Below are 25,496 nucleotides of genomic sequence, written 5' to 3' on the forward strand. Positions count from 1 at the left end.
CCCGCTACCCGGGGATGCGGCATGACCGCGCCGGTCACGAGGTGCGGCGGCTGCCAGCGGATCCGGGAGTGCCCCGGCCTTGTCGCGGCCGCCGGCGGACCGTCGCCGAGATGCCAGACCTGTGTCGAACGTGCGCTCGGCGACGGACCGGGATGGGACGACGACTGAAGAACTTCCCCGCGGTGTTACTGGAGGCGCCGTGGGGAAACGGTAGGTGGCCGCGGTCTGACGTCTGCCAACCGCCTACCAGCGCAGGGCCCCGGTTTTCGCCGGGGCCCTGCGCCATGTCCGGGCCTGGGATGCCCCGGGAAGCCTGGCAGCGAGTTCCCGCACACGGATCACTACCGCACGCAGGCCGCACGGCGCCGACAAAAAGGCCCTCTCCCGGGTGGGAAAGGGCCTCTGACCTGCTGTTTTGCGGGGATGAAATGGTGGGCGTTACTGGGATTGAACCAGTGACCTCTTCCGTGTCAGGGAAGCGCTCTCCCGCTGAGCTAAACGCCCGGGTTTGCTGCTGAGTGGTGCGAGGCCGGAGCGGGAATCGAACCCGCGTACAGGGCTTTGCAGGCCCTTGCCTAAGCCACTCGGCCATCCGGCCAGGAGCCCGAACTGGTGTGTCCGATGCCCTGGGGCGGCCTTCTGGGCCACCTTCGAGCGGACGACGGGATTCGAACCCGCGACCCTCACCTTGGCAAGGTGATGCTCTACCAACTGAGCCACGTCCGCGCGAGCCGCCGGGAGGTGTTCCCTGCGGTGCGAGAGAGACAATAGCCCATCTCACGAGGCCTCCGTGCGGCAAGGGCGCAACGGGCGCGCCCCGGTCTGGAGCGCCCCTCCAACGCCCCAGGTAGGTTGCTGAACGTGGGCACCGAACCAGTCTTCGTGGCGGCCGGGCGGGTGGCCCGCGACCTTCGCGAGGTGACCTCGGACCCGGCTGCGTTGGAGCGTCCGGGCTTCTGGGCGGTGCTGGCGACGTTCGAGGGCGAGCTGACCTGCGCCCGGTTCGGGCACGTCGAGCCCTACCACCCGCAGCCACTCCAATGGAAGGGCCCGGCGGCCGCGGACTGGACGAGCTCGCTGGACCGGGACGCCTACCTGTCAGCGGTCCGGGCGATCCGGGATCGAATCGCGGCCGGCGACGTCTACCAGGCGAACCTCTGCCGGGTCCTGAGTGCGCCGCTGCCCGCCCCCGACACCGCCGACGTCCTGGCCCTGCAAGCGGCCCTGGAGCGCGGCAACCCCGCCCCGTACTCCGCCGCCCTGCATCTCCCCGAACACGGCGTGGCGGTCGCCTGCGCGTCGCCGGAGCTGTTCCTGGCCCGCCGCGGCCCCACCGTCGAGTCCGGGCCGATCAAGGGGACGGCCCGCTTCGCCGGTGGCCTGACCGAGAAGGACCGGGCCGAGAACGTGATGATCGTCGACCTGGTCCGCAACGCCCTCGGGCGCGTCTGCTCGACCGGCAGCGTGACGGTCCCCGAGCTGTGCGCCGAGCAGGCCCACCCCGGGCTGGTCCACCTGGTCTCGACGGTCCGGGGTCGCCTGTCCGACGACGCCTCGTGGGCCGACCTGCTCGAGGCCACGTTCCCGCCCGGCAGCGTGAGCGGCGCCCCGAAGGCCGCGGCGCTGGACCTGATCCGGGAGCTGGAGCCGGTCGAGCGAGGGCCGTACTGCGGTGCGTTGGGCTGGGTCGACTCGCGGGCCGCGACGGCCTGCCTGGCCGTCGGCATCCGGACGTTCTGGATCGCCGACGGTCGGCTGCACTTCGGCACCGGCGCGGGCATCACCTGGGGCTCGGACCCGGAGGCGGAGTGGGCCGAGACCGAGCTGAAGGCCCGTCGCCTGCTGGGCCTGGCTACCGGCGCGGCCGATCTGGTGGGCGCACGCCGTTGACCGAGCTGCCGATCTGGCTGCACGACCGGTTGGTGGCGCCGCACGAGGCCGCCGTCTCGGTGCTCGACCACGGCCTCACCGTCGGCGACGGGGTCTTCGAGACCATCAAGGTCGAGCACGGCGTCCCGTTCGCGCTCACGCGCCACCTGGGACGGCTGGAACAATCCGCGGCCGCGCTCGGGCTGCCCCTTCCGCCGGCCGAGCGGATCCGCGAGGCGGCCGCGGCCGTCTGCGGGCAGCTGAAAGATGTCGAACTGGCCCGGCTGCGGATCACCGTGACCGGGGGAGTCGGGCCGGCCGGGTCCCTGCGTGGCGACGGCCCGCCCACGCTGTTGGTCACCGCGGCCCGGGCTCAGCGCCCGACGGGCCCGGAGACGGCGATCCTGGTGCCCTGGCGCCGCAATCATCGCGGCGCGCTGACCGGGGTCAAGTCGACCTCGTACGCCGAGAACGTGGTCGCGTTGGCGGCTGCCCGGAAAGCCGGGGTCGGCGAGGCGCTGTTCGCCAACGTCGCCGACGAGCTGTGCGAGGGCACCGGCACGAACGTTTTCTGCGTGCTCGACGGCGTCGCGCTCACCCCGCCGCTGGAGTCCGGCTGCCTGGCCGGGATCACCCGCGCCCTGGTGCTGGCCTGGTGCCCCGAGGTCCTCGAGCGCCCGATCAGCCTCGAGGAGCTGACTCGAGCTCAGGAGGTCTTCGTGACCTCCTCCACCCGCGACGTGCACGGCGTGTCCGAGGTCGACGGCCGCCGCCCCGGCGGTCCCGAAGCGGCCGTCCCAGGCCCGGTCACGGCCAAGATCGCCGCCGCCTTCGCCACGGCCGCCGCCGCGGACGCCGATCCCGCCTGAAACGAAGCGAGGCGGGCTCGCGTTTCCGCGAACCCGCCTCGAATCCGAAACTCTGGCTATTCCGAAACTCGGTCTAGATCTCCGCGATGAGCTGGGTCAGGGCGGCGTCGATGTCCAGGTGCATCGACTCGTCGCCGGCTGCGACAGTCGCGTAGGTGCGCTCCAGGAAGTTCGACAGCTCGGGAGCCGGCGCCTCGAGCAGCGCCTCGCCCTCGGGCGAACTCAGGGAGATGTAGACGACCTGCTCACCAGCCTCGCTGGACGGCCAAACCCGAACGTCGCCCAGGCCGGCATCGTCCTTCAGGCCGGCGGCGAGCAGGTCGCGGGCGAAGACCCACTCGACCGTGTCGCCGGCGGCGTGGAACGTGGCATGGATCGCATACGGATCCGAAACGTCGTACCGCAGCGCTGCGGGGACCGGCAGGGCAGCGTCGCCCGCGACCAGAAGTCGCAGGCGAAGCTCGCAGGTGATCGAGGGCTCTGCCTTCATCTGCGCGCCGTACCTCTCTCGATATTGCTCGGCGGTTTGCCCGGCCTCTCCGGGGACCGATCGCGCTGCCACGCGTGGACCTCGGGAGTCAAACCTTGCCGCGCTTGGCTTCCTTCAGGCTGTACAACGCCGTCACGAAGCTCAGGTCACTGTGTATCGCCATGATTCTTCGACAGGCAAGGGGCGAGGGGCTTCGCAATGCGCTGGTCACGCCGTGTGGTTGGCCGGTCGCCGGAGATCGCGATTCGTCACGCTGCGCCATCGTCGGTGTCCGTTATGTCCCCGTTGTGCTGGGCAAATCCACTCAGCACCGGCAATGCGGGCACTCACTGTGTGGTCGGTGGACCCTCCCGCGAAGCGTGCGTCGCGCCTCCAACCGGACACCCCGGTGCATGCGAAACGATCTTGGCTCAGCCAAATTTGAACGGGCCTTGGGAAGCGGCATCCGTCGGTATGGTCATGTGCCCCGGGCCGCCTTCCGAAGCCGACGGCCTGCGGGCGGGCCCTTCGGCCCCGATCGGGTAGGGTCTGCAACCGCATCCCGGGCGATTAGCTCAGCGGGAGAGCGCCCCGCTCACACCGGGGAGGTCACTGGTTCGATCCCAGTATCGCCCACCGATTTCAGCCGGACCCTGCTCGCGCAGAGCGCTCGTCTCAGCATCGCGAGTGACGTTGCGACGGGGCGGGATGGGTGAGCAGCCAAGGGAGCATCTGGTGTCCGACCTGAAGATCGTCGTCGACGGGGAGCCGCGGTCCGTCCCGGCCGGCGCCACGGCTGCCGAACTGTTCGGGGAGCAACGCTCCGTGATCGCGGCGCGGGTCGACGGGTCGTTGCGTGACCTCACGCACCTCATCAGTGACGGCGACGTGGTCGAGGGTGTGACCAATGACTCCCCGGACGGGTTGGCGATCGTCCGGCACTCCTGCGCCCACGTGCTGGCCCAGGCCGTCCAGGACCTGTTCCCGGCGGCGAAGCTCGGGATCGGCCCGCCGATCGAGAACGGCTTCTACTACGACTTCGACGTCACCGACCCGTTCACCCCTGACGACCTCGGCCGCATCGAGAAGCGGATGCAGGAGCTGGTCAAGGAGCGCCAGACCTTCAGCCGCCGCGAGGTCTCCGACGACGACGCCCGGGTGGAGTTGGCCGCCGAGCCGTACAAGCTCGAGCTCATCGGCCTCAAAGGCTCGGCGGGCAGCGACGACGGCGCCGATGTCGAGGTCGGCGCCGGTGGCCTGACCATCTACGACAACCACCGCAAGGACGGCTCGCTGGCCTGGAAGGACCTGTGCCGCGGCCCGCACGTCCCGACGACCGGACACATCCCGGCGTTCAAGCTGATGCGCAGCGCGGCGGCGTACTGGCGGGGGAGCGAGAAGAATCCTCAGCTTCAGCGGCTTTACGGCACCGCGTGGGAGTCCCGCGACGCGCTGAAGGACTACCTGACCCGGCTGGAGGAGGCCGCGCGACGCGACCACCGCAAGCTCGGCGTCGAGCTGGACCTGTTCTCGTTCCCCGACGAGATCGGCTCGGGCCTCGCGGTCTTCCACCCCAAGGGCGGCGCGATGCGTCGGGTGATGGAGGACTACTCCCGGCAGCGCCACGAGCAGGCCGGGTACGAGTTCGTGAACACCCCGCACATCACGAAGGCGAACCTGTTCGAGACCTCCGGGCACCTGGCCTGGTACGCCGAGGGCATGTTCCCGCCGATGTCGGTCGACGGCACGGACTACTACCTCAAGCCGATGAACTGCCCGTTCCACAACCTGATCTTCCGCAGCCGTGGCCGCTCCTACCGCGAGCTGCCGCTGCGCCTGTTCGAGTTCGGGACGGTCTACCGCTACGAGAAGTCCGGCGTGATCCACGGCCTGACCCGGGTGCGTGGACTGACCCAGGACGACGCGCACATCTACTGCGCCCGCGAGCAGATGCGGGGCGAACTCGCCTCCCTGCTGCGGTTCGTGCTCGAACTGCTGCGCGACTACGGGCTGAACGACTTCTACCTCGAACTCTCCACCAAGGACCCGGTGAAGTTCGTCGGCTCCGACGAGGACTGGGAGGAGGCCACCGATACGCTGCGCGAGGTCGCCACCGCCGAGGGCCTCGACCTGGTCATGGACCCGGGCGGCGCGGCGTTCTACGGGCCGAAGATCTCCGTGCAGGCCCGCGACGCGATCGGCCGCACCTGGCAGATGTCCACGATCCAGCTGGACTTCAATCTGCCCAAGCTCTTCGAGCTGGAGTTCCAGTCCGCCGACGGCACCCGGCAGCAGCCGATCATGATCCACCGCGCGCTGTTCGGCTCGGTGGAACGGTTCTTCGCCGTCCTCGTCGAGCACTACGCCGGCGCGTTCCCCCCTTGGCTGGCTCCGGTGCAGGTGGTCGGCATCCCGATCACCGAGGCCCACGTCGAGTACCTTGACGGGGTGTCAGAACTGTTGCGGGCCAACGGTATCCGCGTCGAGGTTGACAGTTCCGACGACCGGATGCAGAAGAAGATCCGCAATGCCCAGAAGCAGAAGATCCCGTTCATGCTGCTGGCCGGCGACGAGGACGTGGCCGCCGGCGCGGTGAGCTTCCGCTTCCGCAACGGTGAGCAACGCAACGGGGTTCCGGTGGCCGAGGCCGTCGAACAGATCGTGGCCGCAGTGCGCGACCGCATTCAGGTCTGACGTGGCAGCAGCCCAGTCCGACGCCCGCGACGGTGTCGGCCAGGCGCCGGAGGCGCGAGAGGGAGTCGGACTGCCGGACGCCTTCCAGCGCCTGTGGACGCCGCATCGCATGGCCTACATCAAGGGCGAGAACAAGCCGGTAGGGACCGACGAGGACGGCTGTCCGTTCTGCCGGATCCCGAGGCTGCCGGACGATGAGGGCTTGGTGCTGCGCCGGGGCAACTGGTGCTACGTCGTGCTGAATCTCTATCCCTACAACGGTGGCCACTCGATGGTCGTGCCGTATCGGCACGTCTCCGACTACGCCGACCTCGACGCCGCCGAGACGGCCGAGTTCGCCGAGCTGACGCAGCAGACACTGCGGGCCGTGCGCGCTGCTTCCGGCGCACAGGGCTTCAACGTCGGGATGAACCTCGGCTCCGTTGCGGGGGCGGGGATCGCGGCGCACCTGCACCAGCACGCTGTTCCGCGCTGGGGCGGGGACACCAACTTCATGCCGATCGTCGGCCACACGCGGGTTCTGCCGGAACTGCTCGAGCAGACGTGGGAGGCCGTCCGCGCGGCCTGGCCCGGCGACTGACGCCGCGTCAGGAGGTCGGCGCACCCGCCGGGACGATGGTGAACGACGTTCCGCCCAGTGTCTGGGTGGTCATCTCGCCCCGGTCGGTGAACTGCACCGCACCGATGCTGTACACGCCCGGCGGAGTGGTCGGCATGAACGGCAGGGTCGCGCGCCAGATCCCGTCGGCCGGGGTGCCGGAGACCAGGGTCGCGTTGGTGACGTAGGTGTCGTACGGACCTGGGACGTGGACCTCGACCTGCGCCGCGGCGTCGGCGCCCTGGACGTGCAGGTCGATCTGCTCCGTGGCGCCGGTCGGGCAGACGTCGATCTTGGCGTGGTTCACCGTCACTCCCACGACGGTCGGCGGCGCCGTCGACGCAGAGCCGATCACGTCGAGCGTTGCGTTCGGGATCCAGACCGTGTTCCCGGCGTGGTCGTGGAAAAAGTTCGAGGTGCTCAGCGTCCAGGTGCCGCCGATCGTCCCCTGCGGGAGGCCGAACGTGAGCGAATAGATTGCGTCGCGGTCGGAACCGCTGACCCGCGTCCAGTAGGCCCACAGCGGGGCGGGCTTCGCTGACGGGTCGGTCGGGGTCGGCGGGGTCAGGTAGGCCCAGGGGAGCGCCGAAGCGTCCACGCCGGTGTCGTCGTCGGTGATGTGCGCGGTCACGTTGACGGTCACGGCCGCACTGCGTACGTCCACCTGGCTGGACGAGAAGCTCAGGTCGGACACGACCGGCGGGGCGGTGTCCGGGTCGGTGTCCGCGAAGGTGATGCCGTACATGTCGTACCGGCTCGTGGTGTTCCCGGAGCCGTCCATGACGTTCACGGTCAGGCCACTGGTCCCGGCCGGAGTCCCCTTGTTCGCGATCAGCTCGAGCGTCCAGACCCCGTCCTGCGCGGTGCCCGAGGTAAGCGTCCCGTAGGCCACGGTGGCGTACAGGCCGTCGTACACGGGGCTGAGGCCGGTGCCGAGACCGCTCACCTGGGTGACACCGATGTTGTCGGTCACGTGCACCGAGACCGCCACGGTCTGGTCGGCGTCGCTCACGTCGACGGTCGACGGCGTCGCCGTGTCGCTGACGATGACCGGCGCAGTGTTGTCCGAGACCGGAACGGTCGGTGTGCAGACGGCGGCGGCCGCGGCCGTCATGACGGCAGGCGAGGATCCGCAGGTGGAGACGGGCTTCGGCCCGTTCCCGGTCTTCGACAGCGTGTTCTTGCCGCCGCCGCCGGACAGCGTGTTCTTGCCGGAGCCGCCGTAGAGGCGGTCGTTCCCGGCATTGCCGTACAGCTTGTCGTTGCCCGCGCCGCCGATGAGCAGGTCGTTGCCGCTGCCGCCGTAGAGGGTGTCGTTCCCGGAGCCGCCGTCGATGGTGTCGTCGCCGCCACCGCCGTGGATCACGTCGTTGCCGCCGAGTCCGCAGATCACGTCGTGGTGGCTCGTCCCGACGAGGACGTCCGCGTGCGAGGTGCCGACGATGGTGCAGCGTTCGCCATCCGCGGCGTAGCGGACGGTCGCGGCCCCTGCCTGCGTCGGGGTCAGACCGAGCAGCAGGCAAGCGATCGGCAACCCGATCAGGATTCGACGCACCGGTGCTTCCCCAACTCTCGCGGACGTGGCCCTGGAGTAGCAGACGTTGCCTGCTCCGCCCCGGTGCCGGATCGGCCGCTGAATGGTCCGAAAGTCGGCCGAACCGGGCCGTTCGGCCGACGGGCTCCGGTCGGTATGGATTTCGTGGTGTGGTCGGCGGCTCTTAGGCGGTGGTCGCGGTTCAAGCGCCTATAGGAGGGAGAGGGTTCGGGCCGTAACCAATCTTGAGGTCCGTCGGACGTCGGTCACGGACACCCGCCCCGGCAACCGGAAAACAGGTCCGGGGAATCTCTGATTTCCCTTGCAGAGATGGGAAGACTGGGTGAGAATAGTCTTATGTCGAACACCAGTTCGATCCGGCTCATGTCGGTCGATGAGGCTCTGGACTGGCTCGCGGCCACCGCCGGGCAGGTCACCGGGACCGGCGCGGTCACCGACGGCTCGGACGTGCTGGCCCGCATCGGGGTGTTGGAGCGGCAGATCGCGATGGTCCAGGGCGAGCAGGTGCTGTCCATGGCCGAATGGGTCGCCGACTCCCTTGCCCGGCACCGCGCGGAATGCCCCGCGTGGGTGGACCCGCAGACCTGGGAGCAGTCTCAGGAGTTGGAGCTCGCCGAGCGCTCGGCCTATGCCGAGGTCGCCCTGGAGCTGGGCCTGGCCGACTGCACGAGTGATCACCGGGTCCATGTCGCGGTGGAACTGACCCGGCGGTTGCCGGGCGCGGTGGCAGCCTTGTGCGCCGGGCGGATCACGATGGCCAAGGCCCGGGTGATCCTGGAGGAGACCACCGAACTCGACCTGGCGAAGCTCGCTGACCTGGAAGCCTGGCTGCTGGGCAAGGCCGAGGGCCTGACCCCGAGCAACCTGCGCCGGGCCACCCGCCGCGCGGTGGCCCGGGCCGATGCGAACGCGGTCGCCAAACGCCGCGCCGCGGCGTTGGTGAAGCGTTCGGTGAAGATGTGGGAGATCGGCGACGGGATGTCCGCCCTGGAGGCCATCCTGCCCACCCCTGTCGCCGAGGCCGCCTTCGCGGTCATCGACGCCACCGCGCACCAGGCCATCACCCCAGGGGATGAGCGCAGCATCGACGCCGTGCGCGCCGACGCGCTGGTCGACCTGATCTGTTTCCCCGCCGAGATGGCACCGCGGATCAGCTACCAGGTTCAGTTGGTCAGTTCCGACCCCGACCTGAACGCCGACCCCACCCGCCGCCTGCCCACCGCAGCCCAAGCCCGATACATCAAGGCCCGCGACCAGCACTGTGTCCACCCCGGCTGCCGCACCACCCGCACCGAGCACGACCACACCCACGCCCACGCCCACGGCGGCCCCACCCTCACCAAGAACCTCGCACTGCGCTGCCCCAAACACCACCGCATCAAGCACCTACCCGGCTGGAAAGCCACCCAGGACCCCGACGGCACCCTGACCCTGACCACACCATCAGGCCGCACCTACCGAACCCGGCCACCCGACCCCGACGGCATCGACCCGCCCACCGAACGAGTTCTCCCGCCGCGCCCTGCGATCCCGACACCCGACGAGAGCCCACCGTTCTGACTCAATACGCTGGCATCGGTCGAGGGCACGGTAGGGGGCGGGAATCCTCGTGGAGGACTGGGCGCTGAGCCCGTTGGACATCTCGTTCCTGTCCATAGAGACCGCGACGACCCCGATGAACATGGGCGCGGTCATGGTGATCGACGGTTCCCAGGTACCCGACGGGTCCGACATCGCCGACCTCTTGCGCGAGCGGGCGGCCGGCATTCCGCGGCTGCGGCGCCGCCTCGGCGCGGACTGGCTTCCGGTGGGCGGGGCCCGTTGGGTGGCCGACACCGGCTTCGACGTCGACCGGCACGTGCACGTGCACAAGGCCTTCGGCGGCGGCGGGTCCGCCGACCTGAACGGCTGGATCGCCCGGACGTTGTCCGAGCGGCTGGACCGGACGCGCCCGCTGTGGGAGCTGCACGTCCTGTCCGAGCTGTCCGACGGCGGCCTCGCGGTGCTGATGAAGGTTCATCACGCCTTCCTCGACGGCTTAGGGGCTGTGGCGCTGGCCTTCGCGCTCTGCGACGGCGGTACCGACCGCCTGCCCGGTCCGGACCCGGACTGGTCCGGACCGGCCTCGGTGGCCCGGGCGTTCGCCCGTCGGCTGGTCGGTCCGCTGGCGGAGGTGACCGACCCGAGGTACCTGGCCCGGACGGCATTGCGCGGCGCCAGCACAGCGGCCGGCGTGGTCTCGACGATGCGGAACCCGGGGCACGGGCTGCCGTTCGACACCACTGTCGGGCCGATGCGGCAGTTCGTCGGCGCCTCGGTCGACATGGCCGACCTGCGGCAGGCGCGCCGCCTCCACGGCGGAGCCGGGGGCACCGCCAACGATGTGTTGGTCGCGCTGATGGCCGGCGCGATCCGGACGTGGCTGCTCGACCTCAACTTCGACGTCGAACGCAAGATCCGGGCGATGGTCCCGGTGACCTCCTCGCAGCGCCCGGTCACCGGCGGCGCCGGCAACAACTTCTCGGCGTTCCTGCTGGAACTCCCCGTCGACGAACCCGACCCGGTCCGCCGGGTGCGGGCGGTCTGCGAGTCGATGACGCACAACCGGGCGATCGGCCCCGAGGGCGGTCCCGGCGCGGTGCAACTGCTGACCAATCTGCTGCCACCGGCGATGGTCCGCCTCGGCGGACCGTGGCTGGCGACCAACGCCGCCCGCCTGTTCGACGTGCTGGTGACGACGGTCCCGCTCCCGCGCCCGCTGAAGCTCGGCGGGAAGGACCTGTCGGCGGTCTATCCGGTCGCACCGTTGGCTGCGGGCCAGCCGTTGGCGATCGCGTTGTCGACCTACAAGGGCCGCGGCTACGTCGGCATCACGGCTGACCCGCTCTCGGTACCGGAACCGGCGGCGTTGGCCGCCGCCGTCCCGGCCGAACTGCAACTGCTGCTGAGCTTGTCGTAGTAGCGCTACTCCTTGGCGTCCTCCTGCAACTTCGCCGCGATGTGCGACGGCATCGGTTCGTGGCGGACGTAGTGCCGGCTGAAGGTCCCGGTGCCGTGCGACAGCGAGCGTAGGTCGATCGCGTAGCGGACGATCTCCAGCGCCGGAACCTCGGCCTTGATCAACGTCCGGCCACCGACGCCGACCGGTTCGCTGCCGAGCACCCGGCCGCGCCGGGTCGACAGGTCGCCCATGATCGCCCCGACGTAGTCGTCGGCGACCAGCACCGCGATCTCGTCGACCGGCTCCAGCAGCGCGACGGCGCCCTTCTCGGCGGCGTCCTTCAACGCCAGCGCGCCGGCGGTCTGGAACGCCATGTCCGAGGAGTCGACGCTGTGCGCCTTGCCGTCGTACAGGGTCACCCGGATGTCCTGGACCGCGTAGCCGGCGACGACACCGCGCTCCATCTGGGCCCGCACGCCCTTCTCCACCGACGGGATGAACTGCCGCGGCACGGAGCCACCGACGACCTTGTCGACGAACTCGAACCCGGCACCCGAGGGCAGCGGCTCGACCTCGATGTCGCAGACCGCATACTGCCCGTGGCCACCGGACTGCTTGACGTGCCGGCCGTGTCCGCCGGCCTTGCCGGAGAATGTCTCCCGCAGCGCGACCTTCACCGGCACCGAGTCCACGGCTACGCCGTAACGGTTGGTCAGCCGGTCGAGCAGCACATCCAGATGCGCCTCACCCATGCACCAGAGCACCAGCTGATGGGTGTCGGGGTTGTGGTCCAGGCGCAGTGTCGGGTCCTCCGCGATGAGCCGGTTCAGGCCCACCGAGAGCTTGTCCTCGTCGGCCTTGGAGTGGGCCACCACGGCCACCGGCAGCAGCGGCTCGGGCATCGTCCACGGCTGCATCAGCAGCGGGTTGTCCTTGTCCGAGAGCGTGTCGCCGGTCTCGGCCTTGGTCAGCTTGGCGACCGCGACGACGTCGCCGGCGATCGCCTTCTCCAGCGGCCGGTGGTTCTTGCCCAGTGGGCACGTCAGCGCGCCGACCTTCTCGTCGGCGTCGTGGTCGGCGTGCCCGCGGTCGGCCAGGAAGTGTCCGGAGACGTGCACGGTCGCGTCCGCGGTCAACGTGCCGGAGAAGATCCGGACCAGGGAGATCTTGCCGACGTAGGGGTCGGAGGTCGTCTTGACCACCTCGGCCACCAGCGGCCCGTCCGGGTCGCAGCTCAACGCGGGCCCGGCGTCGCCGGACAGGTTGGTGACCTCCGGGATCCGGTGCTCCAGCGGCGAGGGGAACCCCTCGGTGATGATCTCCATCAGCTCGGTCATGCCCACCGCGGTGACCGGGTTGACCGGCAGCACCGGGTAGAACGAGCCACGGGCGACGGCGGTCTCCAGGTCGTCGATGAACACCTTGAGGTCGATGTCCTCGCCGCCGAGGTAACGGTCCATCAGGGACTCGTCCTCGCTCTCGGCGATGATCCCCTCGATGAAGGTGTTGCGGTCGTCCTCGAGCTCCGCGCGGACGTCGTCGGCGGCGGCCGAGGCCTTCCGGGCGCCGCCGGTGTAGTCGTAGAGCTGCTGCGAGAGCAGGCCGATCAGGCCGGTCTGCACGCCGTCGCCGTCCATCACCGGGACGTAGGCCGGCAGCACGCCGCCGCCGAAGGCTTCCTGGCAGGTCGCGATCACCTGGGAGTAGTTGGCGCGCTGCTGGTGGTCCAGCTTGGTGATGACCACGGCACGCGGCATGCCCACGGCGGCGCACTCGTCCCAGAGCATCCGGGTGGTGCCGTCCACGCCGTCGGCGGCGGAGACCACGAACAGCGCCGCATCGGCGGCGCGCAGGCCGGCGCGCAGGTCGCCCACGTAGTCGGCGTAGCCGGGCGCGTCGAGGAGGTTGACCTTCACGTCGCCGACCACGATCGGCGCCAGGCTCAGGTTCACGGAACGTTGTTGGCGTAGCTCGGCCTCGTCGAAGTCGCTGACCGTCGTGCCGTCCTCGATGCGGCCCGCGCGGGACACGCCACCGGTGGCCAGCAGCAACGCCTCGATCAGAGTCGTCTTCCCGGAGCCCGTATGGCCGACCAGGACCACGTTTCGGATCTTGTTGGGTTGGTCGGCCTCCGGTGCTCTGCCGGCGACTCCGGAGTGGGTCTTGTCGGCCATACGCCACCTCCTTGTGGGGTTGGAGCGACGCGACCGCTGCGGGCCGAGCCGCTCCCGCGACCAAACACCCGCGCAGGGGGTGCCGGCAAGGGTTGACCGGCAACCCACGGGCAACCCTTCGTTCACCCGGACCGACCCGGCGTGGCGGGCCGGATCATTCGGGCGGCGACCTGCGTACGATTCAGTGCCGATAGCACCGACCACGGACTTGGGAGGGCGCGGTGCTCAACAAATACGCACGCGCGTTCTTCAGCCGCGTGCTGCGCCCCATCGCCGCGGCGCTCGTGCGCGCCGGGGTGAGCCCTGACGTGATCACGATGATCGGCACCGTGGGCGTCATGGCCGGTGCCCTGTGGCTGTACCCGACCGGCCACTTCTTCGTCGGCACGTTATGGATCACCGTGTTCGTGTTCGCCGACATGATCGACGGCAACATGGCCCGGATCACCCAGCGGTCCTCGGTCTGGGGCGCCTACCTCGACTCGACGATGGACCGCTTCGGCGACGCGGCGATCTTCGCCGGCCTGGCGCTGTGGTGGGCCGGTGGTGGCCACAACCAACCGTTGTGCGCGCTCGCGATCTACAACCTGGCGGCCGGATCGCTGGTGTCCTACACCCGGGCCCGGGCCGAGAGCCTGGACATGGAGGGCACGGTCGGCCTCGCCGAACGGGCCGACCGACTGGTCACGGTGCTGGTCGCGACCGGCATCAACGGCCTCGGGTTGCCCTACGTGCTCACCGTCGCGCTGATCGTCGTCGGGCTGGCCAGCACGGTCACCTACATCCAGCGGATCCTGTTCGTGCGCAAGCAGGCGCTCGCCCTCGACGCCCGGGCCGCTCAGGGGTCCGTCGGCGGATGAACTGGAAAGTGCGAGGGACGCAGCGGCAGCCGGTCGAGGGTCCGGTCGAGCGGCTGACCGCCCCGGCCTGCCTGGCCGGGTGGAAGGTCGTCCGCCGGCTGCCGCGCCCGGTTGCCGAGCGGGTGTTCCGGCGGATCGCCGACGCGCTGTGGCACCGACGCGGCCGGGGCGTGATCCAACTGGAGCGCAACCTGGCCCGGGTCCTGGGCAGCACGCCGGACTCGGCGCAGGTGCGCGAGCTCAGCCGCGAGGCGATGCGCTCGTACCTGCGCTACTGGTGCGAGAGCTTCCGGCTGCCGGCACTGAGCACCCAGCAGGTGCTGGACACCGTCGTGGCCACCGGCGAGGAGCACCTGGCGGCGGCAGCTGACGTCGGGATCGGCGTGGTGCTGGCCCTGCCGCACTGCGCGAACTGGGACCTGGCCGGGGCCTGGCTGGCCGCCCGCGGCCGCCCGTTCACCACGGTCGCGGAACGGCTGCGCCCGGCCGCGCTCTACCAGGCCTTCGCCGACTACCGGACCGCGCTGGGCATGGAGGTCCTCCCGCTCGACGGCCGCAACGGCGCCTCGGTGTTCTCGGCGCTCTCAGCCCGGCTGCGCGACGGGAAGGTTGTCTGCCTGGTCGCCGACCGCGACCTGACCGAGTCGGGGATCGCGGTGGAGTTCTTCGGCGACACCGCCCGGATGCCCGCCGGGGCCGCGGCGCTGTCGGTGGGCACCGGGGCTGCACTGGTGCCGGTGACGCTGTGGTTCGACGGTGCCCGCATGCGCCTGAAGATGCACCCGCCGATCGAGCAGCCCACCTGGGGGAGCCGCACCGAGCGGGTGGCCACGATGACCCAACGGTTGGCCGACGTGTTCGCCGAGTCGATCGCCGCGCACCCGGCCGACTGGCACATGCTCCAGCGGATCTGGGCGGCCGACGTCCGACTGCGGCACCCGGTCGCCGCGGCGCGCGTCGGCGCGCAACCGCCCGGGGCCTGAGCGGCGTGCGCGTCGGTCTGGTGTGCCCCTACTCCTGGGAGGTTCCCGGCGGCGTCCAGTCGCACATCCGGGATCTCGCGCTGGCGTTGCTCGACTGCGGACACGAGGTGTCCGTGCTCGCCCCGGCCGAGGCGACCGCGGCCGATCTGCCGGCTTGGGTCGTGCCTGCCGGGCGGGCAATTCCCGTCCCGTACAACGGTTCGGTGGCCCGACTGGCGTTCGGCCCGGTGACCCTGTCGCGGGTGCGACGGTGGTTGGGCGACGGGTCCTTCGACGTGCTCCACGTGCACGAACCGACCGTGCCGAGCCTGTCGTTGCTGGCCTGCTGGAGCGCGAGCGGACCGGTCGTGGGCACGTTCCACGTCTCACTCGGGCGGTCCCGGACGATGGCCGCCGCCCACGCCGCGTTGCAGCCGGCCCTGGAGAAGCTCACCGCGCGGATCGCGGTCTCCGAACCGGCCCGCCGCACGCTGGTCGAGCACCTCGGCGGTGACGCGATCCTGATCCCGAACGGCGTGACGGTCGCCCGCTTCGCCGGGGCGCCGCGGTTCCCGGGTTGGCCGGGCCCCTACGGCGCGATCGGGTTCCTGGGCCGGTTCGACGAGCCCCGTAAGGGTTTCGGGGTCCTGGTGGCCGCGTTGGAGCGGATCGTGGACGACCGGCCGGGGTTGCGCCTGCTGGTCGCCGGGCCGGGCGACTGTGCCGCGGCGCTGGCCGCGATGCCCCCGCGTGTCGCGGCGCGGGTCACGATGCTGGGCCTGGTCAGCGACGAGGACAAGGCGCGACTGCTGCGCTCGGTCGATCTCTACGTCGCCTCGAACACCGGGGGAGAGAGCTTCGGCATCGTGCTCACCGAGGCGTTGGCCGCCGGCACCCCGGTCGTCGCGTCGGACCTGGAGGGTTTCCGGCGCGTGCTCGACGACGGGGCTGTCGCCCGGCTCGTGCCGCCCGGCGACTCCGCCGCCCTGGCCGACGCGATCGTCGACCTGCTCGCCGATCCGGCGGCGCGTCGGTCGATGGCCGCTGCCGGGGCCCGCTGCGTGCGGCGCTTCGACTGGGCCCGGGTGGTCGCCGACGTGGAGGCCGTCTACGAGACGGTGGTGGCCGGTTCGGCGTTCGGTGAGCCGCGCACCGGGTGGCCTGGGCGCCTGGCCGGCCTGCCGAACCGCTGATGAGCACCCTGGTCGCACTGCTGGTGCCCGCACTGCTGATCGCGTTCTACCTGAGCTGGACCGCATCCCGCCTGGACCGCCTGCATCACCGGGTGGAGACGGCCCGGTTCGCGCTTGACGCCCAGTTGGTGCGCCGCTCGGCGGTCGCGCTGGAGTTGGCGACCAGCCGATTGCTGGATCCCGCCGCGGCGCTGCTGATCGCGGGGGCCGCCCACGTGGCGCGGGAGGCCGACGGTGACAAGCGGGAGCCCGCCGAGTCCGACCTGTCGGCCGCGCTGCGGGCCGCCCTGGACCAACCCGGCCAGGTCGAGGAACTGCGTTCGGACTGCGCCGGGGAGGCCGTGCTGGCCGAGTTGGACGCCGCCGCGGCCCGGGTGGTGATGGCCCGCCGGTTCCACAACGACGCCGTCCGGGCCAGCCGTGCCGTGCGGCGCAAACGCCACGTCCGCTATCTGCGGCTGGCCGGGAACGCGCCGGAGCCGATCAGCTTCGAGTGCGACGACGAACCCCCGGCGTGCCTGGCCCGGGCACTCTGAGTATCAGGTAGCGGTATTTCGGGCTGCCGACGCGCGGCAAGCCGATGCAGGCGCGGCGACCTAGAATGGACCTGTAGAAAGCCGTCTCCAGGCACGGAAGGTTCGCCTTGTCCAGCACCGAGCACGACCTGACCTCCACTCGCGGCACCGCGCGCGTCAAGCGCGGGATGGCCGAGATGCTGAAGGGCGGCGTGATCATGGACGTGGTCACCGCCGAGCAGGCCAAGATCGCCGAGGATGCCGGGGCCGTAGCCGTGATGGCGCTGGAGCGGGTGCCGGCCGACATCCGCGCCCAGGGCGGCGTCTCCCGGATGTCCGACCCGGACATGATCGATCAGATCGTGGCCGCTGTCTCGATCCCGGTGATGGCCAAGGCCCGGATCGGGCACTTCGTCGAGGCGCAGGTGCTGCAGAGCCTCGGCGTCGACTACGTCGACGAGTCCGAGGTGCTCACCCCGGCCGACTACGCCCACCACATCGACAAGTGGCAGTTCACGGTCCCGTTCGTGTGCGGCGCGACCAACCTCGGTGAGGCGTTGCGGCGCATCTCCGAGGGCGCGGCGATGATCCGCTCCAAGGGCGAGGCCGGCACCGGCGACGTGTCGAACGCGGTCACCCACATGCGCACGATCGGCGAGCAGATGCGGCGGCTGACCACGCTGCGGCCCGACGAGCTGTACCTCGCCGCGAAGGAACTGCAGGCCCCGTACGAGCTGGTGGCCGAGGTCGCCGCCACGGGCAAGCTGCCGGTCGTGCTGTTCACCGCGGGCGGCATCGCCACCCCGGCCGACGCGGCGATGATGATGCAGCTCGGCGCCGACGGCGTGTTCGTCGGCTCAGGCATCTTCAAGTCCGGCAACCCGGCCCAGCGCGCCGAGGCGATCGTGAAGGCCACCACCTTCCACGACGACCCGGACGTGATCGCGAAGGTCTCCCGCGGCCTGGGCGAGGCGATGGTCGGGATCAACGTTGCCGACATCCCGGTGCCGCACCGCCTGGCCGAGCGCGGTTGGTAGGCAGCGGAACCGGCTGCGGCCCTCGCCGGCGGTCGGCGCCCCGGGTCGGCGTGCTCGCCCTGCAGGGCGACGTCGCCGAGCACCTGCGGATGCTGCACACCGCGGGGGCGACCCCGGTGCCGGTGCGCCGGCCCGAGGAGTTGGTCGACCTCGACGGGCTGGTGCTGCCCGGCGGTGAGTCGACCACGATCGCCAAGCTGGCCCGCATCTTCGAGGTCCTCGACCCGGTGCGGGCCGCGATCAAGGACGGCCTGCCGGTCTACGGCTCGTGCGCCGGGATGATCCTGCTGGCCGACCGGATCGAGGACGGCGTCGTCGGTCAGGAGACCTTCGGCGGGCTGGACATCGTGGTGCGGCGCAACGCCTTCGGCCGGCAGGTCGACTCGTTCGAGGCCGACCTCGAGCTCACCGACGCGGCACCCGGCGAACCGTTCCGGGCGGTGTTCATCCGCGCGCCGTGGGTGGAGAGCGTCGGCGCCGACGTCCGCGTCCTGGCGCGGGCGCTGGGTAGGATCGTCGCCGTTCGCCAGGGCAACCTCATGGCGACGTCATTCCACCCCGAACTGACCGGGGACGACCGCGTGCACCGGTACTTCGTCGAACTGGTGCGCCAAAACTGACGAACACTGTGCTGACAGGGAGTGCCAGGTATGTCCGGCCATTCGAAATGGGCTACGACCAAGCACAAGAAGGCCGTGATCGACTCCCGGCGCGGAAAGATGTTCGCGAAGTTGATCAAGAACATCGAGGTCGCGGCCCGGACCGGCGGCGGCGACCTGGCGGGCAACCCGACGCTCTACGACGCCGTCCAGAAGGCCAAGAAGTCCTCGGTCCCGAACGAGAACATCGACCGTGCGGTCAAGCGCGGGTCCGGCGCGGAGACCGGCGGCGCCGACTGGCAGACGATCATGTACGAGGGCTACGGGCCCAACGGCGTGGCGGTGCTGATCGAGTGCCTCACCGACAACCGCAACCGCGCGGCCTCCGAGGTGCGAGTCGCGGTCACCCGCAACAGCGGTTCGATGGCCGACCCCGGTTCGGTGTCGTACATGTTCAACCGCAAGGGCGTCGTGATCGTGCCGAAGGGCAAGCTCACCGAGGACGACGTGCTCACGGCGGTGCTCGAGGCCGGTGCCGAAGAGGTCAACGACCTCGGCGACAGCTTCGAGGTGATCAGTGAGCCGGGCGACATGGTCGGGGTGCGCGCCGCGCTGCAGGAGGCCGGGATCGACTACGACTCCGCCGACGCCTCGTTCGTGCCGACCGTGAACGTCGAGGTCGACGAGGACACGGCGCGCAAGGTGTTCAAGCTCATCGACGCCCTCGAGGACTGCGACGACGTCCAGAACGTCTGGAGCAACTTCGACGTCTCCGACGAGATCATGGCGCTCATCGACGCGTAGTACTCCTTCGGGCCCACTCCTTCGGGCCCACTCCTTCGGGTCAGCGCTGTTGTGGCGTGCCCGTGCGCACGCACACGCTTTTCGGGAGCAAACAGTCCAGGGAGGTGCGGTGCGCAGGTCGACGATCGTCGGTGCGAGTGTGCTCGTGGTGCTGAGCCTGGCCGGGTGCGGCTCGAGTCAGGACCAGTTGCTCGGTGTCGCGGACAGGCCGTTGGCGACCCCGGCGCCGATCCACGCGGTCGCGGCTGCCGCTGCGAAGCCGGCCGCGGCAGGCAAGCCCGCGAAGAAGTCAGCCGCGGAGCGGCCCGCGGACCCCAGCCGCAAGGTCACGGTCGGGGCCTACGCGAACGACGTCTGCGCCGGGCTCGCGCAGTTCGGCGTGGCCTTCCACGAGGCCAAGGCCAAGCGCACGGCAGCGATGTCCGGTTCGCCGGCGCAGGTCCGTACCGCGTTGCTGGGTTTCTACGACGCGATGGACTCCGCGTTCGACTCGGTCGTGCTCGCCAGCCGGCGCGCCGGGGTGCCCAAGCTGTCCCACGGCAAGAACGTGGCCTCCGGGGTGGTCTCCACCCTCGGCGCCGCCCGGAAGGCCGGCGACAAGCACCGGTCCGCGGCCCAGGCGTTGGACCCGAACTCGAAGAAGTCGGTCCGCACGGTCGCCCAGCAGATCGCCGGGGACACCGACCGCGACGTGGTCGACCAGATGCGCTTGTTGGCGCGCTACGACAGCGACCCGGCGGTCCGTGCCGCGTTCACCCAGGCGCCGAGCTGCCACCTGCAGAAGCACTGAGGCGCCCCAGCCACTGGTGGGCAGGGTCGGGACCACTGAGGCGGTTCCAGCCCCGGGACCGCCACTCGCGTTGCAACTGGGCCCAGTGGTGGTGGGGCCTGCGCGTCGCGACGGAATTGTCGGCGCCCTGGACTAACTTCTCCTCCGAACACATGTTCGGAGGAGGTGCGGGTTGCGGGTGTTGGGTGTCGACCCGGGCCTGACCAGGTGCGGCATCGGCGTGGTCGAGGGCGAACCGGGCCGGCCGGTCCGACTGGTCGATGTGATCGTCGTCCGGACCGAGCCGAACCTGCCCCTCGGCGAGCGGTTGCTGGCCGTCGAGCGAGGCGTCGAGCAGATGCTCGATGCGCACCGGCCCAACGCGGTGGCGGTGGAGCGGGTGTTCAGCCAGCACAACGTGCGCACGGTCATGGGCACGGCGCAGGCCAGTGCGATCGCCATCACCTGTGCGGTCCGGCGCGGGATCCCGGTCGCCCTGCACACCCCGAGCGAGGTCAAGGCGGCGGTGACCGGCAGCGGCCGGGCCGACAAGGACCAGGTCGCCGCGATGGTCACGCGCCTGCTGCGGTTGGCGGAGGCGCCTCGTCCGGCCGACGCCGCCGACGCGCTCGCGCTGGCCATCTGTCATCTGTGGCGTGGGGCCGCTGCGCAGCGCATCGCCGCCGCGGCGGTCGGGGTTCCCGTCGCTAGGCTTCCGAAAGGGGTTCGCGGATGATCTCGTTCGTGTCGGGTCGGGTGGCCGCGCTGGGTCCGGATGCCGCGGTGATCGAGGTGGGCGGCGTGGGGCTGAGCCTCTACTGCACGCCGAACACGCTGGCGGGCCTGCGGCTGGGGGAGCGGGCCCAGTTGTCCAGTGCGTTGATCGTCCGGGAGGACTCCCTGACGCTCTACGGGTTCGCCGACGACGACGAGCGCGCGGTGTTCGAACTGCTGCTCACAACCAGCGGGATCGGTCCACGGATCGCTCAGGCGATGCTTGCGGTGCACAACCCGGAGGCACTGCGTCGGGCGGTTGCCGACGAGAACCTCAACGCCTTGATCAAGGTGCCGGGGATCGGTCGCAAGGGCGCGCAGCGGATCGTCCTGGAGCTCAAGGACCGGCTCGGTCCGCCGCGCGAAGCCTCGGCCGCCGTCCCGGCGGCCCGGGCCGGCCAGGCCGCCTGGCAGGACCAGGTCGCCGGGGCCCTGCTGAATCTGGGTTGGTCCGCCCGCGAGGCGGAGTCCGCGGTGGAAGTGGTCGCCTCCGACCTGGCCGAGGACGAGACGCAACGCACGGTCGAGGCCACGGTCTCGGTGGCGCTTCGCGCGGCGTTGCGGGTGCTGGACCGGACCCCGTGAGCGAACGGCTCGGTTCGATCCCGGCCGCCACCGGTCCTGCCGAGGCGGCCGACAGCCTGGTCGACAACTTGGTCGACGCGGTCGCGCACGTCGACGACGTCGCGATCGAGGCGGCGCTTCGGCCCAAGCGGCTCGGGGAGTTCGTCGGGCAGGAGCGGGTCCGCGAGCAGTTGTCGCTGGTGCTCGAGGCTGCCCGGCTGCGGGGCCGGCCGCCCGACCACGTCCTGCTGTCCGGGCCGCCGGGCCTGGGCAAGACCACGCTGGCCATGATCATCGCCGCGGAGCTGGCGATGCCGCTGCGCGTCACCAGCGGCCCGGCCATCCAGCACGCCGGCGACCTGGCCGCGCTGCTGTCCTCGCTCAGCGAGGGCGAGGTGCTCTTCCTCGACGAGATCCACCGGATGGCCCGGCCCGCCGAGGAGATGCTCTACATGGCGATGGAGGACTTCCGGGTCGACGTCGTCGTGGGGAAGGGTGCGGGCGCGACCGCGATCCCGTTGGAGATCCCGCCGTTCACGCTGGTCGGGGCCACCACCCGGGCGGGGCTGCTGCCGGGTCCGCTGCGCGACCGGTTCGGGTTCACCGCCCACATGGACTTCTACTCGGCCGAGGAACTCGGCCGGGTCCTGCGACGCTCGGCCGACCTGCTCGAGGTCGACCTGGTCCCGGCCGGTGCCGCCGAGATCGCCGGGCGCTCGCGGGGGACACCCCGGATCGCGAACCGACTGCTGCGCCGGGTGCGCGACTTCGCGCAGGTTCGGGCCGACGGCCGGGTCACCCTCGAGGTGGCCGCCGCCGGGCTGGCCCTCTACGACGTGGACAGCATCGGCCTCGACCGGCTCGACCGGGCGGTGCTCGACGCCTTGGTGCGCCGCTTCGGCGGAGGCCCGGTTGGGTTGTCCACACTCGCGGTGGCCGTCGGGGAGGAGACGGAGACCGTCGAGGAGGTCGCCGAGCCGTTCCTGGTCCGGGTCGGGCTGTTGGCCCGGACCCCCCGGGGCAGGGTGGCCACCCCTGCCGCCTGGGTCCACCTGGGGCTCACCCCGCCGGGTGGGGCGGCGATGCCGCAGGGCGGACTGTTCGAGTCGTGATCGTCGCGCCTGGTGGGTTTGCCACGCCCGGCCAATAGACTCCCCGGGTGTCCGCCAACTTCGTCCTGTTCCTGCTGCTCGTGGCGGCGTTCTACCTGTTGGTGCTCGCCCCGGCGCGCAACAAGAAGCGCCGCGAGGCTGACATCAAGGACCACCTGCGGCCCGGTGTCGAGGTGATCACGAAGTTCGGGATGTTCGGGCGGGTCGATCGCGTGGTCGACGGCGAGATGTTCCTGGAGATCGCGCCCGGGGTGACGGTCCGGGTCCTGACCGGGGCCCTGCACAAGATCCTGATGCCCAAGGATGAGACGGCGGCCGCACCGGAGGCCCCGGAAAAACCCTACGACGACGACCCCCCGGCGCCGAACTCTCTCTGACCGGCGGACCCGACAGCACCAGGCGCGACGAAGGAAGGCAAGCGGAGTGGCAGCAAAGAAGGGCGGGTCGAAGTTCCGGCGGCCCGGTGGCGGGCCGAAGCCCGGCCGATCATTGATGATCCTGCTGGTCGTCATCATCGCCGGGATCGTGACCATGTTCGGCTCGAACTCCACCACGCCGAAGCTGGCCATCGACCTGAACGGTGGGACGTCGGTCACGCTGACCGCCAAGCCGGTCACCGGCAGCACGACCATCACGTCGTCGGCGATGAAACAGGCCGTGGCGATCATCCGGCAGCGCGTCAACAGCTTCGGTGTGTCCGAGGCGCAGGTGTCCACCCTCGGCTCGAACAACATCGTGGTCGCGATTCCCGGCAACGCTGACAACGGCGTCGCCGAGAAGGTCGGCCAGACCGCGTTGCTGCGCTTCCGCCCGGTGATCCAGCAGGGCCCGCCGCAGTCCCAGGTCGGGCAGGGCGCCGGTGCGCCGCCGGGCTTGGGTCGCGTCGTCTCGAAGGCGCTCCGCGGCGCCGACTCGCCCGGCCCCACCCCGGCCCCGTCGGTCCAGGCCGCCGCGTCCGCCGCGCCCAGCGCCTCGGCTGCCCCGTCCCCGAGCGCGTCGGCCAAGCCCTCGGCGGCTGCCTCCCCGGCCCCGAGCGCGGCGCCGGCCCAGTCGCCCCAGGAGATGGCGATGGCCGCCGTCCCGCAGACGGTCCGAAACCAGTTCCTGATCCGCAACTGCCTCAAGAGCGACGCCAGCCAGATCGGCGACACGGCGGCACCCACCGACTACGTGGTGGCCTGCGACCGGCTCAACCAGGAGAAGTACATCCTCGGGCCCAGCGTCGTCGAAGGCACCGACGTCAGCAGCGCGAGCTCGACCCTCCCGAGCGGCGCCAGCGTCGGTGCCTGGCAGATCGACCTGAACTTCAACGGCCACGGCACCAGCGCATTCGCGGCGATCACCAAGCAGCTGGCCTCGCAGCCCAGCCCGTTGAACCAGCTGGCCATCACCCTGGACGGCGTTGTGCAGTCCGCGCCGTCGGTCAGTGAGGAGATCGCCTCCGGTCAGGCCCAGATCACCGGCAGCTTCACCCAGCAGGAGGCCTCCGACCTGGCCAACGTGTTGAAGTACGGTGCGCTGCCGTTGGCCTTCACCCAGTCGAACGTCCAAACGGTCTCGGCGACCCTGGGTAGCGACCAACTCCACGGCGGCCTGATCGCGGGCGGCATCGGCCTGATCCTGGTGATCATCTACTGCCTGTTCTTCTACCGCGGCCTGGGCGTTCCGGCGCTGGCCGGCCTCAGCGTCGCCGCGCTCATGTCGTACATGTCGGTATCGCTGCTCGGCGACAGCATCGGGTACCGGTTGTCGATCGCCGGCGTGGCCGGTCTGATCGTCTCGATCGGGCTCACCGCCGACTCCTTCGTCGTGTTCTTCGAACGATTGCGCGACGAGATCCGCGACGGCCGAACCCCGCGGGCCGCGGTCGAGTACGGCTGGAAGAGGGCCTGGCGCACGATCCGGACGGCGAACTTCGTCTCGCTGCTGGCCTCCGGCGTCCTGTACTACTTCTCAGTCGCCGACGTGAAGGGATTCGCGTTCACCCTGGGTATGGCCACGATCATCGACGTCATCGTGATCACCCTGTTCACCAAGCCGCTGGTCACGCTGGTCATGCGCCGGCCGTACTTCGCGAAGGGTCGGAAGTACTCCGGCGTCGGCCCGGAGAGCCTCGGCAAGCGGCGCGCCCCGCTGCGTGCGTCCACCCCGAAGGAGGCCTGAGATGTCGAAGCTCGCCGATCTCGGTGCACGGCTTCAGACGGGGGAGACCTCGGTCGACATCGTCGGCAACCGCAAGCGGTTCTTCCTGGCCAGTATCGCGTTGGTCCTGATCTCGATGCTGGGGCTCGGCGTGCGGCACCTGAACCTGGGCGTCGAGTTCGAGGGCGGCGCGGTCTTCCAGTTCAAGGACGCCGCGATCTCGGTGTCCGACGCCCGCGACGCGGTCAGTGGCGTCGGCATCAAGGACCCGGTCGCCCAGCGCGTCGGCACCAACGGCATCAGCGTGACGACCGGCAAGCTCGAGCCAGGGCAGGTCGACGACGTCCGCAACGCACTGTCGAAGAAGGCCGGGGTCCCGGTCGACGAGATCACCGACCAAGTCGTCGGCGCTAGCTGGGGCTCGGACGTGTCCAGCAAAGCCCTCGAGAGCCTGATCATCTTCCTGGTGCTCCTGAGCGTCTACCTGGCCGTCGTCTTCGAGTGGAAGCTGGCGCTCGGCGCGCTGGTCGCACTGATCCACGACGTCGCGATAACCACCGGCATCTACGCGATCGTCGGCTTCGAGGTCAGCCCGGCCACGGTCATCGGTCTGCTGACGATCCTCGGTTACTCGCTCTACGACACCGTCGTCGTCTACGACAAGTTGCGGGAGAACACCGCGACGCTGAACACCAGCAACCGATACACCTACAGCGGGGCGGCCAACCTGGCCATCAACCAGACCCTGGTCCGGTCGATCAACACCTCGCTGATCGCGCTGCTGCCGGTCGGGGGCATGCTGTTCATCGGCGCCGGCCTGCTCGGCGCCGGTGTGCTCAAGGACCTCTCGCTGGTCCTGTTCGTCGGTATGGCCATCGGTGCCTACTCCTCGATCTTCATCGCGACCCCGCTGGTGGCCACGCTGAAGGAGCGCGAGCCGGACATGCAGGCCCTGGCCAAGCGGGTCGCGCAGCGCCAGGCGGCGGCTCGCCGGGA

Annotated in this window: 23 protein-coding genes and 4 tRNA genes; 21 read left to right on the forward strand and 6 right to left on the reverse strand. The window is 70.5% G+C overall.

Annotated elements, in window-relative coordinates; translation table 11 throughout:
- Nucleotides 1–429: 429 nt before the first annotated feature.
- From VHU88_11500 to VHU88_11510, 3 genes are all read right to left on the reverse strand, one after another.
- Nucleotides 430–504 (reverse strand) — tRNA-Val (locus VHU88_11500).
- A gap of 22 nt (nucleotides 505–526) precedes the next feature.
- Nucleotides 527–598: transfer RNA gene (locus VHU88_11505), tRNA-Cys, on the reverse strand.
- 55 nt (nucleotides 599–653) lie between these two features.
- Nucleotides 654–726: transfer RNA gene (locus VHU88_11510), tRNA-Gly, on the reverse strand.
- A 135-nt stretch (nucleotides 727–861) separates the two neighbouring features.
- Here VHU88_11510 and VHU88_11515 point away from each other — a divergent pair.
- On the forward strand, nucleotides 862–1,890 hold the full coding sequence (locus VHU88_11515) for a chorismate-binding protein (GenBank protein HEX3612303.1): 1,029 nt from the start codon (nucleotides 862–864) through the stop codon (nucleotides 1,888–1,890).
- Nucleotides 1,887–2,738, forward strand: coding sequence for an aminotransferase class IV (locus VHU88_11520; GenBank protein ID HEX3612304.1), 852 nt, complete (start codon nucleotides 1,887–1,889; stop codon nucleotides 2,736–2,738). Before VHU88_11515 ends, VHU88_11520 begins: the two co-directional genes overlap by 4 nt.
- 73 nt (nucleotides 2,739–2,811) lie before the next feature.
- On the opposite strand, the gene VHU88_11525 is transcribed toward VHU88_11520, so the two are convergent.
- Nucleotides 2,812–3,228 (reverse strand): SsgA family sporulation/cell division regulator, encoded by a 417-nt coding sequence (locus VHU88_11525; GenBank protein ID HEX3612305.1) that lies wholly within the window; start codon nucleotides 3,226–3,228, stop codon nucleotides 2,812–2,814.
- Nucleotides 3,229–3,771: 543 nt separating this feature from the next.
- Here VHU88_11525 and VHU88_11530 point away from each other — a divergent pair.
- From VHU88_11530 to VHU88_11540, 3 genes are all read left to right on the forward strand, one after another.
- Nucleotides 3,772–3,843 (forward strand) — tRNA-Val (locus VHU88_11530).
- Nucleotides 3,844–3,942: 99 nt separating this feature from the next.
- Nucleotides 3,943–5,901 carry a threonine--tRNA ligase gene (gene thrS, locus VHU88_11535; protein ID HEX3612306.1) on the forward strand — a complete coding sequence of 653 codons (1,959 nt, stop codon included), beginning with the start codon at nucleotides 3,943–3,945 and terminating at the stop codon, nucleotides 5,899–5,901.
- Nucleotide 5,902: 1 nt separating this feature from the next.
- Complete coding sequence (locus VHU88_11540; GenBank protein HEX3612307.1) at nucleotides 5,903–6,481, forward strand: HIT domain-containing protein; 579 nt, start codon at nucleotides 5,903–5,905, stop codon at nucleotides 6,479–6,481.
- 7 nt (nucleotides 6,482–6,488) lie between these two features.
- Here VHU88_11540 and VHU88_11545 read toward each other — a convergent pair whose 3' ends face one another.
- Nucleotides 6,489–8,054, reverse strand: coding sequence for a hypothetical protein (locus VHU88_11545; GenBank protein HEX3612308.1), 1,566 nt, complete (start codon nucleotides 8,052–8,054; stop codon nucleotides 6,489–6,491).
- Between the two features lie 336 nt (nucleotides 8,055–8,390).
- Between VHU88_11545 and VHU88_11550 the strand changes: the two genes are divergently transcribed.
- Entirely contained in the window at nucleotides 8,391–9,614 is a 1,224-nt protein-coding gene (locus VHU88_11550) for a DUF222 domain-containing protein (GenBank protein HEX3612309.1), read from the forward strand.
- Between the two features lie 49 nt (nucleotides 9,615–9,663).
- Nucleotides 9,664–11,013, forward strand: coding sequence for a wax ester/triacylglycerol synthase family O-acyltransferase (locus VHU88_11555; GenBank protein ID HEX3612310.1), 1,350 nt, complete (start codon nucleotides 9,664–9,666; stop codon nucleotides 11,011–11,013).
- 5 nt (nucleotides 11,014–11,018) lie between these two features.
- Here the strand turns inward: VHU88_11555 and VHU88_11560 are convergent, their stop codons facing one another.
- On the reverse strand, nucleotides 11,019–13,169 hold the full coding sequence (locus VHU88_11560) for an elongation factor G-like protein EF-G2 (protein ID HEX3612311.1): 2,151 nt from the start codon (nucleotides 13,167–13,169) through the stop codon (nucleotides 11,019–11,021).
- Between the two features lie 221 nt (nucleotides 13,170–13,390).
- Between VHU88_11560 and VHU88_11565 the strand changes: the two genes are divergently transcribed.
- From VHU88_11565 to secF, 14 genes are all read left to right on the forward strand, one after another.
- On the forward strand, nucleotides 13,391–14,029 hold the full coding sequence (locus VHU88_11565; GenBank protein HEX3612312.1) for a CDP-alcohol phosphatidyltransferase family protein: 639 nt from the start codon (nucleotides 13,391–13,393) through the stop codon (nucleotides 14,027–14,029).
- Nucleotides 14,026–15,012, forward strand: a complete 987-nt coding sequence (locus VHU88_11570; protein ID HEX3612313.1) for a phosphatidylinositol mannoside acyltransferase — start codon at nucleotides 14,026–14,028, stop codon at nucleotides 15,010–15,012. Before VHU88_11565 ends, VHU88_11570 begins: the two co-directional genes overlap by 4 nt.
- 5 nt (nucleotides 15,013–15,017) lie before the next feature.
- Nucleotides 15,018–16,184: a glycosyltransferase family 4 protein gene (locus VHU88_11575; GenBank protein HEX3612314.1), complete on the forward strand. Its 1,167-nt coding sequence runs from the start codon at nucleotides 15,018–15,020 to the stop codon at nucleotides 16,182–16,184.
- The gene (locus tag VHU88_11580) at nucleotides 16,184–16,720 is read left to right on the forward strand and encodes a hypothetical protein (GenBank protein ID HEX3612315.1); all 537 of its coding nucleotides are present in this window, start codon (nucleotides 16,184–16,186) and stop codon (nucleotides 16,718–16,720) included. The genes VHU88_11575 and VHU88_11580 overlap by 1 nt, the downstream gene beginning before the upstream one ends.
- A 107-nt stretch (nucleotides 16,721–16,827) precedes the next feature.
- Complete coding sequence (gene pdxS / locus VHU88_11585; protein ID HEX3612316.1) at nucleotides 16,828–17,736, forward strand: pyridoxal 5'-phosphate synthase lyase subunit PdxS; 909 nt, start codon at nucleotides 16,828–16,830, stop codon at nucleotides 17,734–17,736.
- 50 nt (nucleotides 17,737–17,786) lie between these two features.
- Entirely contained in the window at nucleotides 17,787–18,356 is a 570-nt protein-coding gene (gene pdxT, locus VHU88_11590) for a pyridoxal 5'-phosphate synthase glutaminase subunit PdxT (GenBank protein ID HEX3612317.1), read from the forward strand.
- Between the two features lie 30 nt (nucleotides 18,357–18,386).
- Nucleotides 18,387–19,139 (forward strand): YebC/PmpR family DNA-binding transcriptional regulator, encoded by a 753-nt coding sequence (locus tag VHU88_11595; GenBank protein HEX3612318.1) that lies wholly within the window; start codon nucleotides 18,387–18,389, stop codon nucleotides 19,137–19,139.
- Between the two features lie 109 nt (nucleotides 19,140–19,248).
- Complete coding sequence (locus VHU88_11600; protein ID HEX3612319.1) at nucleotides 19,249–19,929, forward strand: hypothetical protein; 681 nt, start codon at nucleotides 19,249–19,251, stop codon at nucleotides 19,927–19,929.
- 178 nt (nucleotides 19,930–20,107) lie between these two features.
- On the forward strand, nucleotides 20,108–20,644 hold the full coding sequence (ruvC, locus tag VHU88_11605) for a crossover junction endodeoxyribonuclease RuvC (GenBank protein ID HEX3612320.1): 537 nt from the start codon (nucleotides 20,108–20,110) through the stop codon (nucleotides 20,642–20,644).
- Entirely contained in the window at nucleotides 20,641–21,267 is a 627-nt protein-coding gene (gene ruvA / locus VHU88_11610) for a Holliday junction branch migration protein RuvA (GenBank protein HEX3612321.1), read from the forward strand. The genes ruvC and ruvA overlap by 4 nt, the downstream gene beginning before the upstream one ends.
- Before the next feature lie 56 nt (nucleotides 21,268–21,323).
- Nucleotides 21,324–22,358, forward strand: coding sequence for a Holliday junction branch migration DNA helicase RuvB (ruvB, locus tag VHU88_11615; protein ID HEX3612322.1), 1,035 nt, complete (start codon nucleotides 21,324–21,326; stop codon nucleotides 22,356–22,358).
- Nucleotides 22,359–22,405: 47 nt separating this feature from the next.
- On the forward strand, nucleotides 22,406–22,735 hold the full coding sequence (yajC, locus tag VHU88_11620; GenBank protein HEX3612323.1) for a preprotein translocase subunit YajC: 330 nt from the start codon (nucleotides 22,406–22,408) through the stop codon (nucleotides 22,733–22,735).
- Between the two features lie 46 nt (nucleotides 22,736–22,781).
- Nucleotides 22,782–24,521 (forward strand): protein translocase subunit SecD, encoded by a 1,740-nt coding sequence (gene secD / locus VHU88_11625; GenBank protein ID HEX3612324.1) that lies wholly within the window; start codon nucleotides 22,782–22,784, stop codon nucleotides 24,519–24,521.
- 1 nt (nucleotide 24,522) lies between these two features.
- The coding region (gene secF / locus VHU88_11630) for a protein translocase subunit SecF (protein ID HEX3612325.1) at nucleotides 24,523–25,496 on the forward strand (974 nt) is incomplete at its 3' end.

Source organism: Sporichthyaceae bacterium, assembly GCA_036269075.1.
GTDB lineage: Bacteria > Actinomycetota > Actinomycetes > Sporichthyales > Sporichthyaceae > DASQPJ01.

Coding starts and splice junctions, on each gene's coding strand:
- VHU88_11525 (HEX3612305.1), bottom strand. CDS start 3,228: ATGAAGGCAGAGCCCTCGATCACCTGCGAGCTTCGCCTGCGACTTCTG.
- VHU88_11550 (HEX3612309.1), top strand. CDS start 8,391: ATGTCGAACACCAGTTCGATCCGGCTCATGTCGGTCGATGAGGCTCTG.
- VHU88_11560 (HEX3612311.1), bottom strand. CDS start 13,169: ATGGCCGACAAGACCCACTCCGGAGTCGCCGGCAGAGCACCGGAGGCC.
- VHU88_11570 (HEX3612313.1), top strand. CDS start 14,026: ATGAACTGGAAAGTGCGAGGGACGCAGCGGCAGCCGGTCGAGGGTCCG.
- VHU88_11580 (HEX3612315.1), top strand. CDS start 16,184: ATGAGCACCCTGGTCGCACTGCTGGTGCCCGCACTGCTGATCGCGTTC.
- VHU88_11595 (HEX3612318.1), top strand. CDS start 18,387: ATGTCCGGCCATTCGAAATGGGCTACGACCAAGCACAAGAAGGCCGTG.
- ruvA (HEX3612321.1), top strand. CDS start 20,641: ATGATCTCGTTCGTGTCGGGTCGGGTGGCCGCGCTGGGTCCGGATGCC.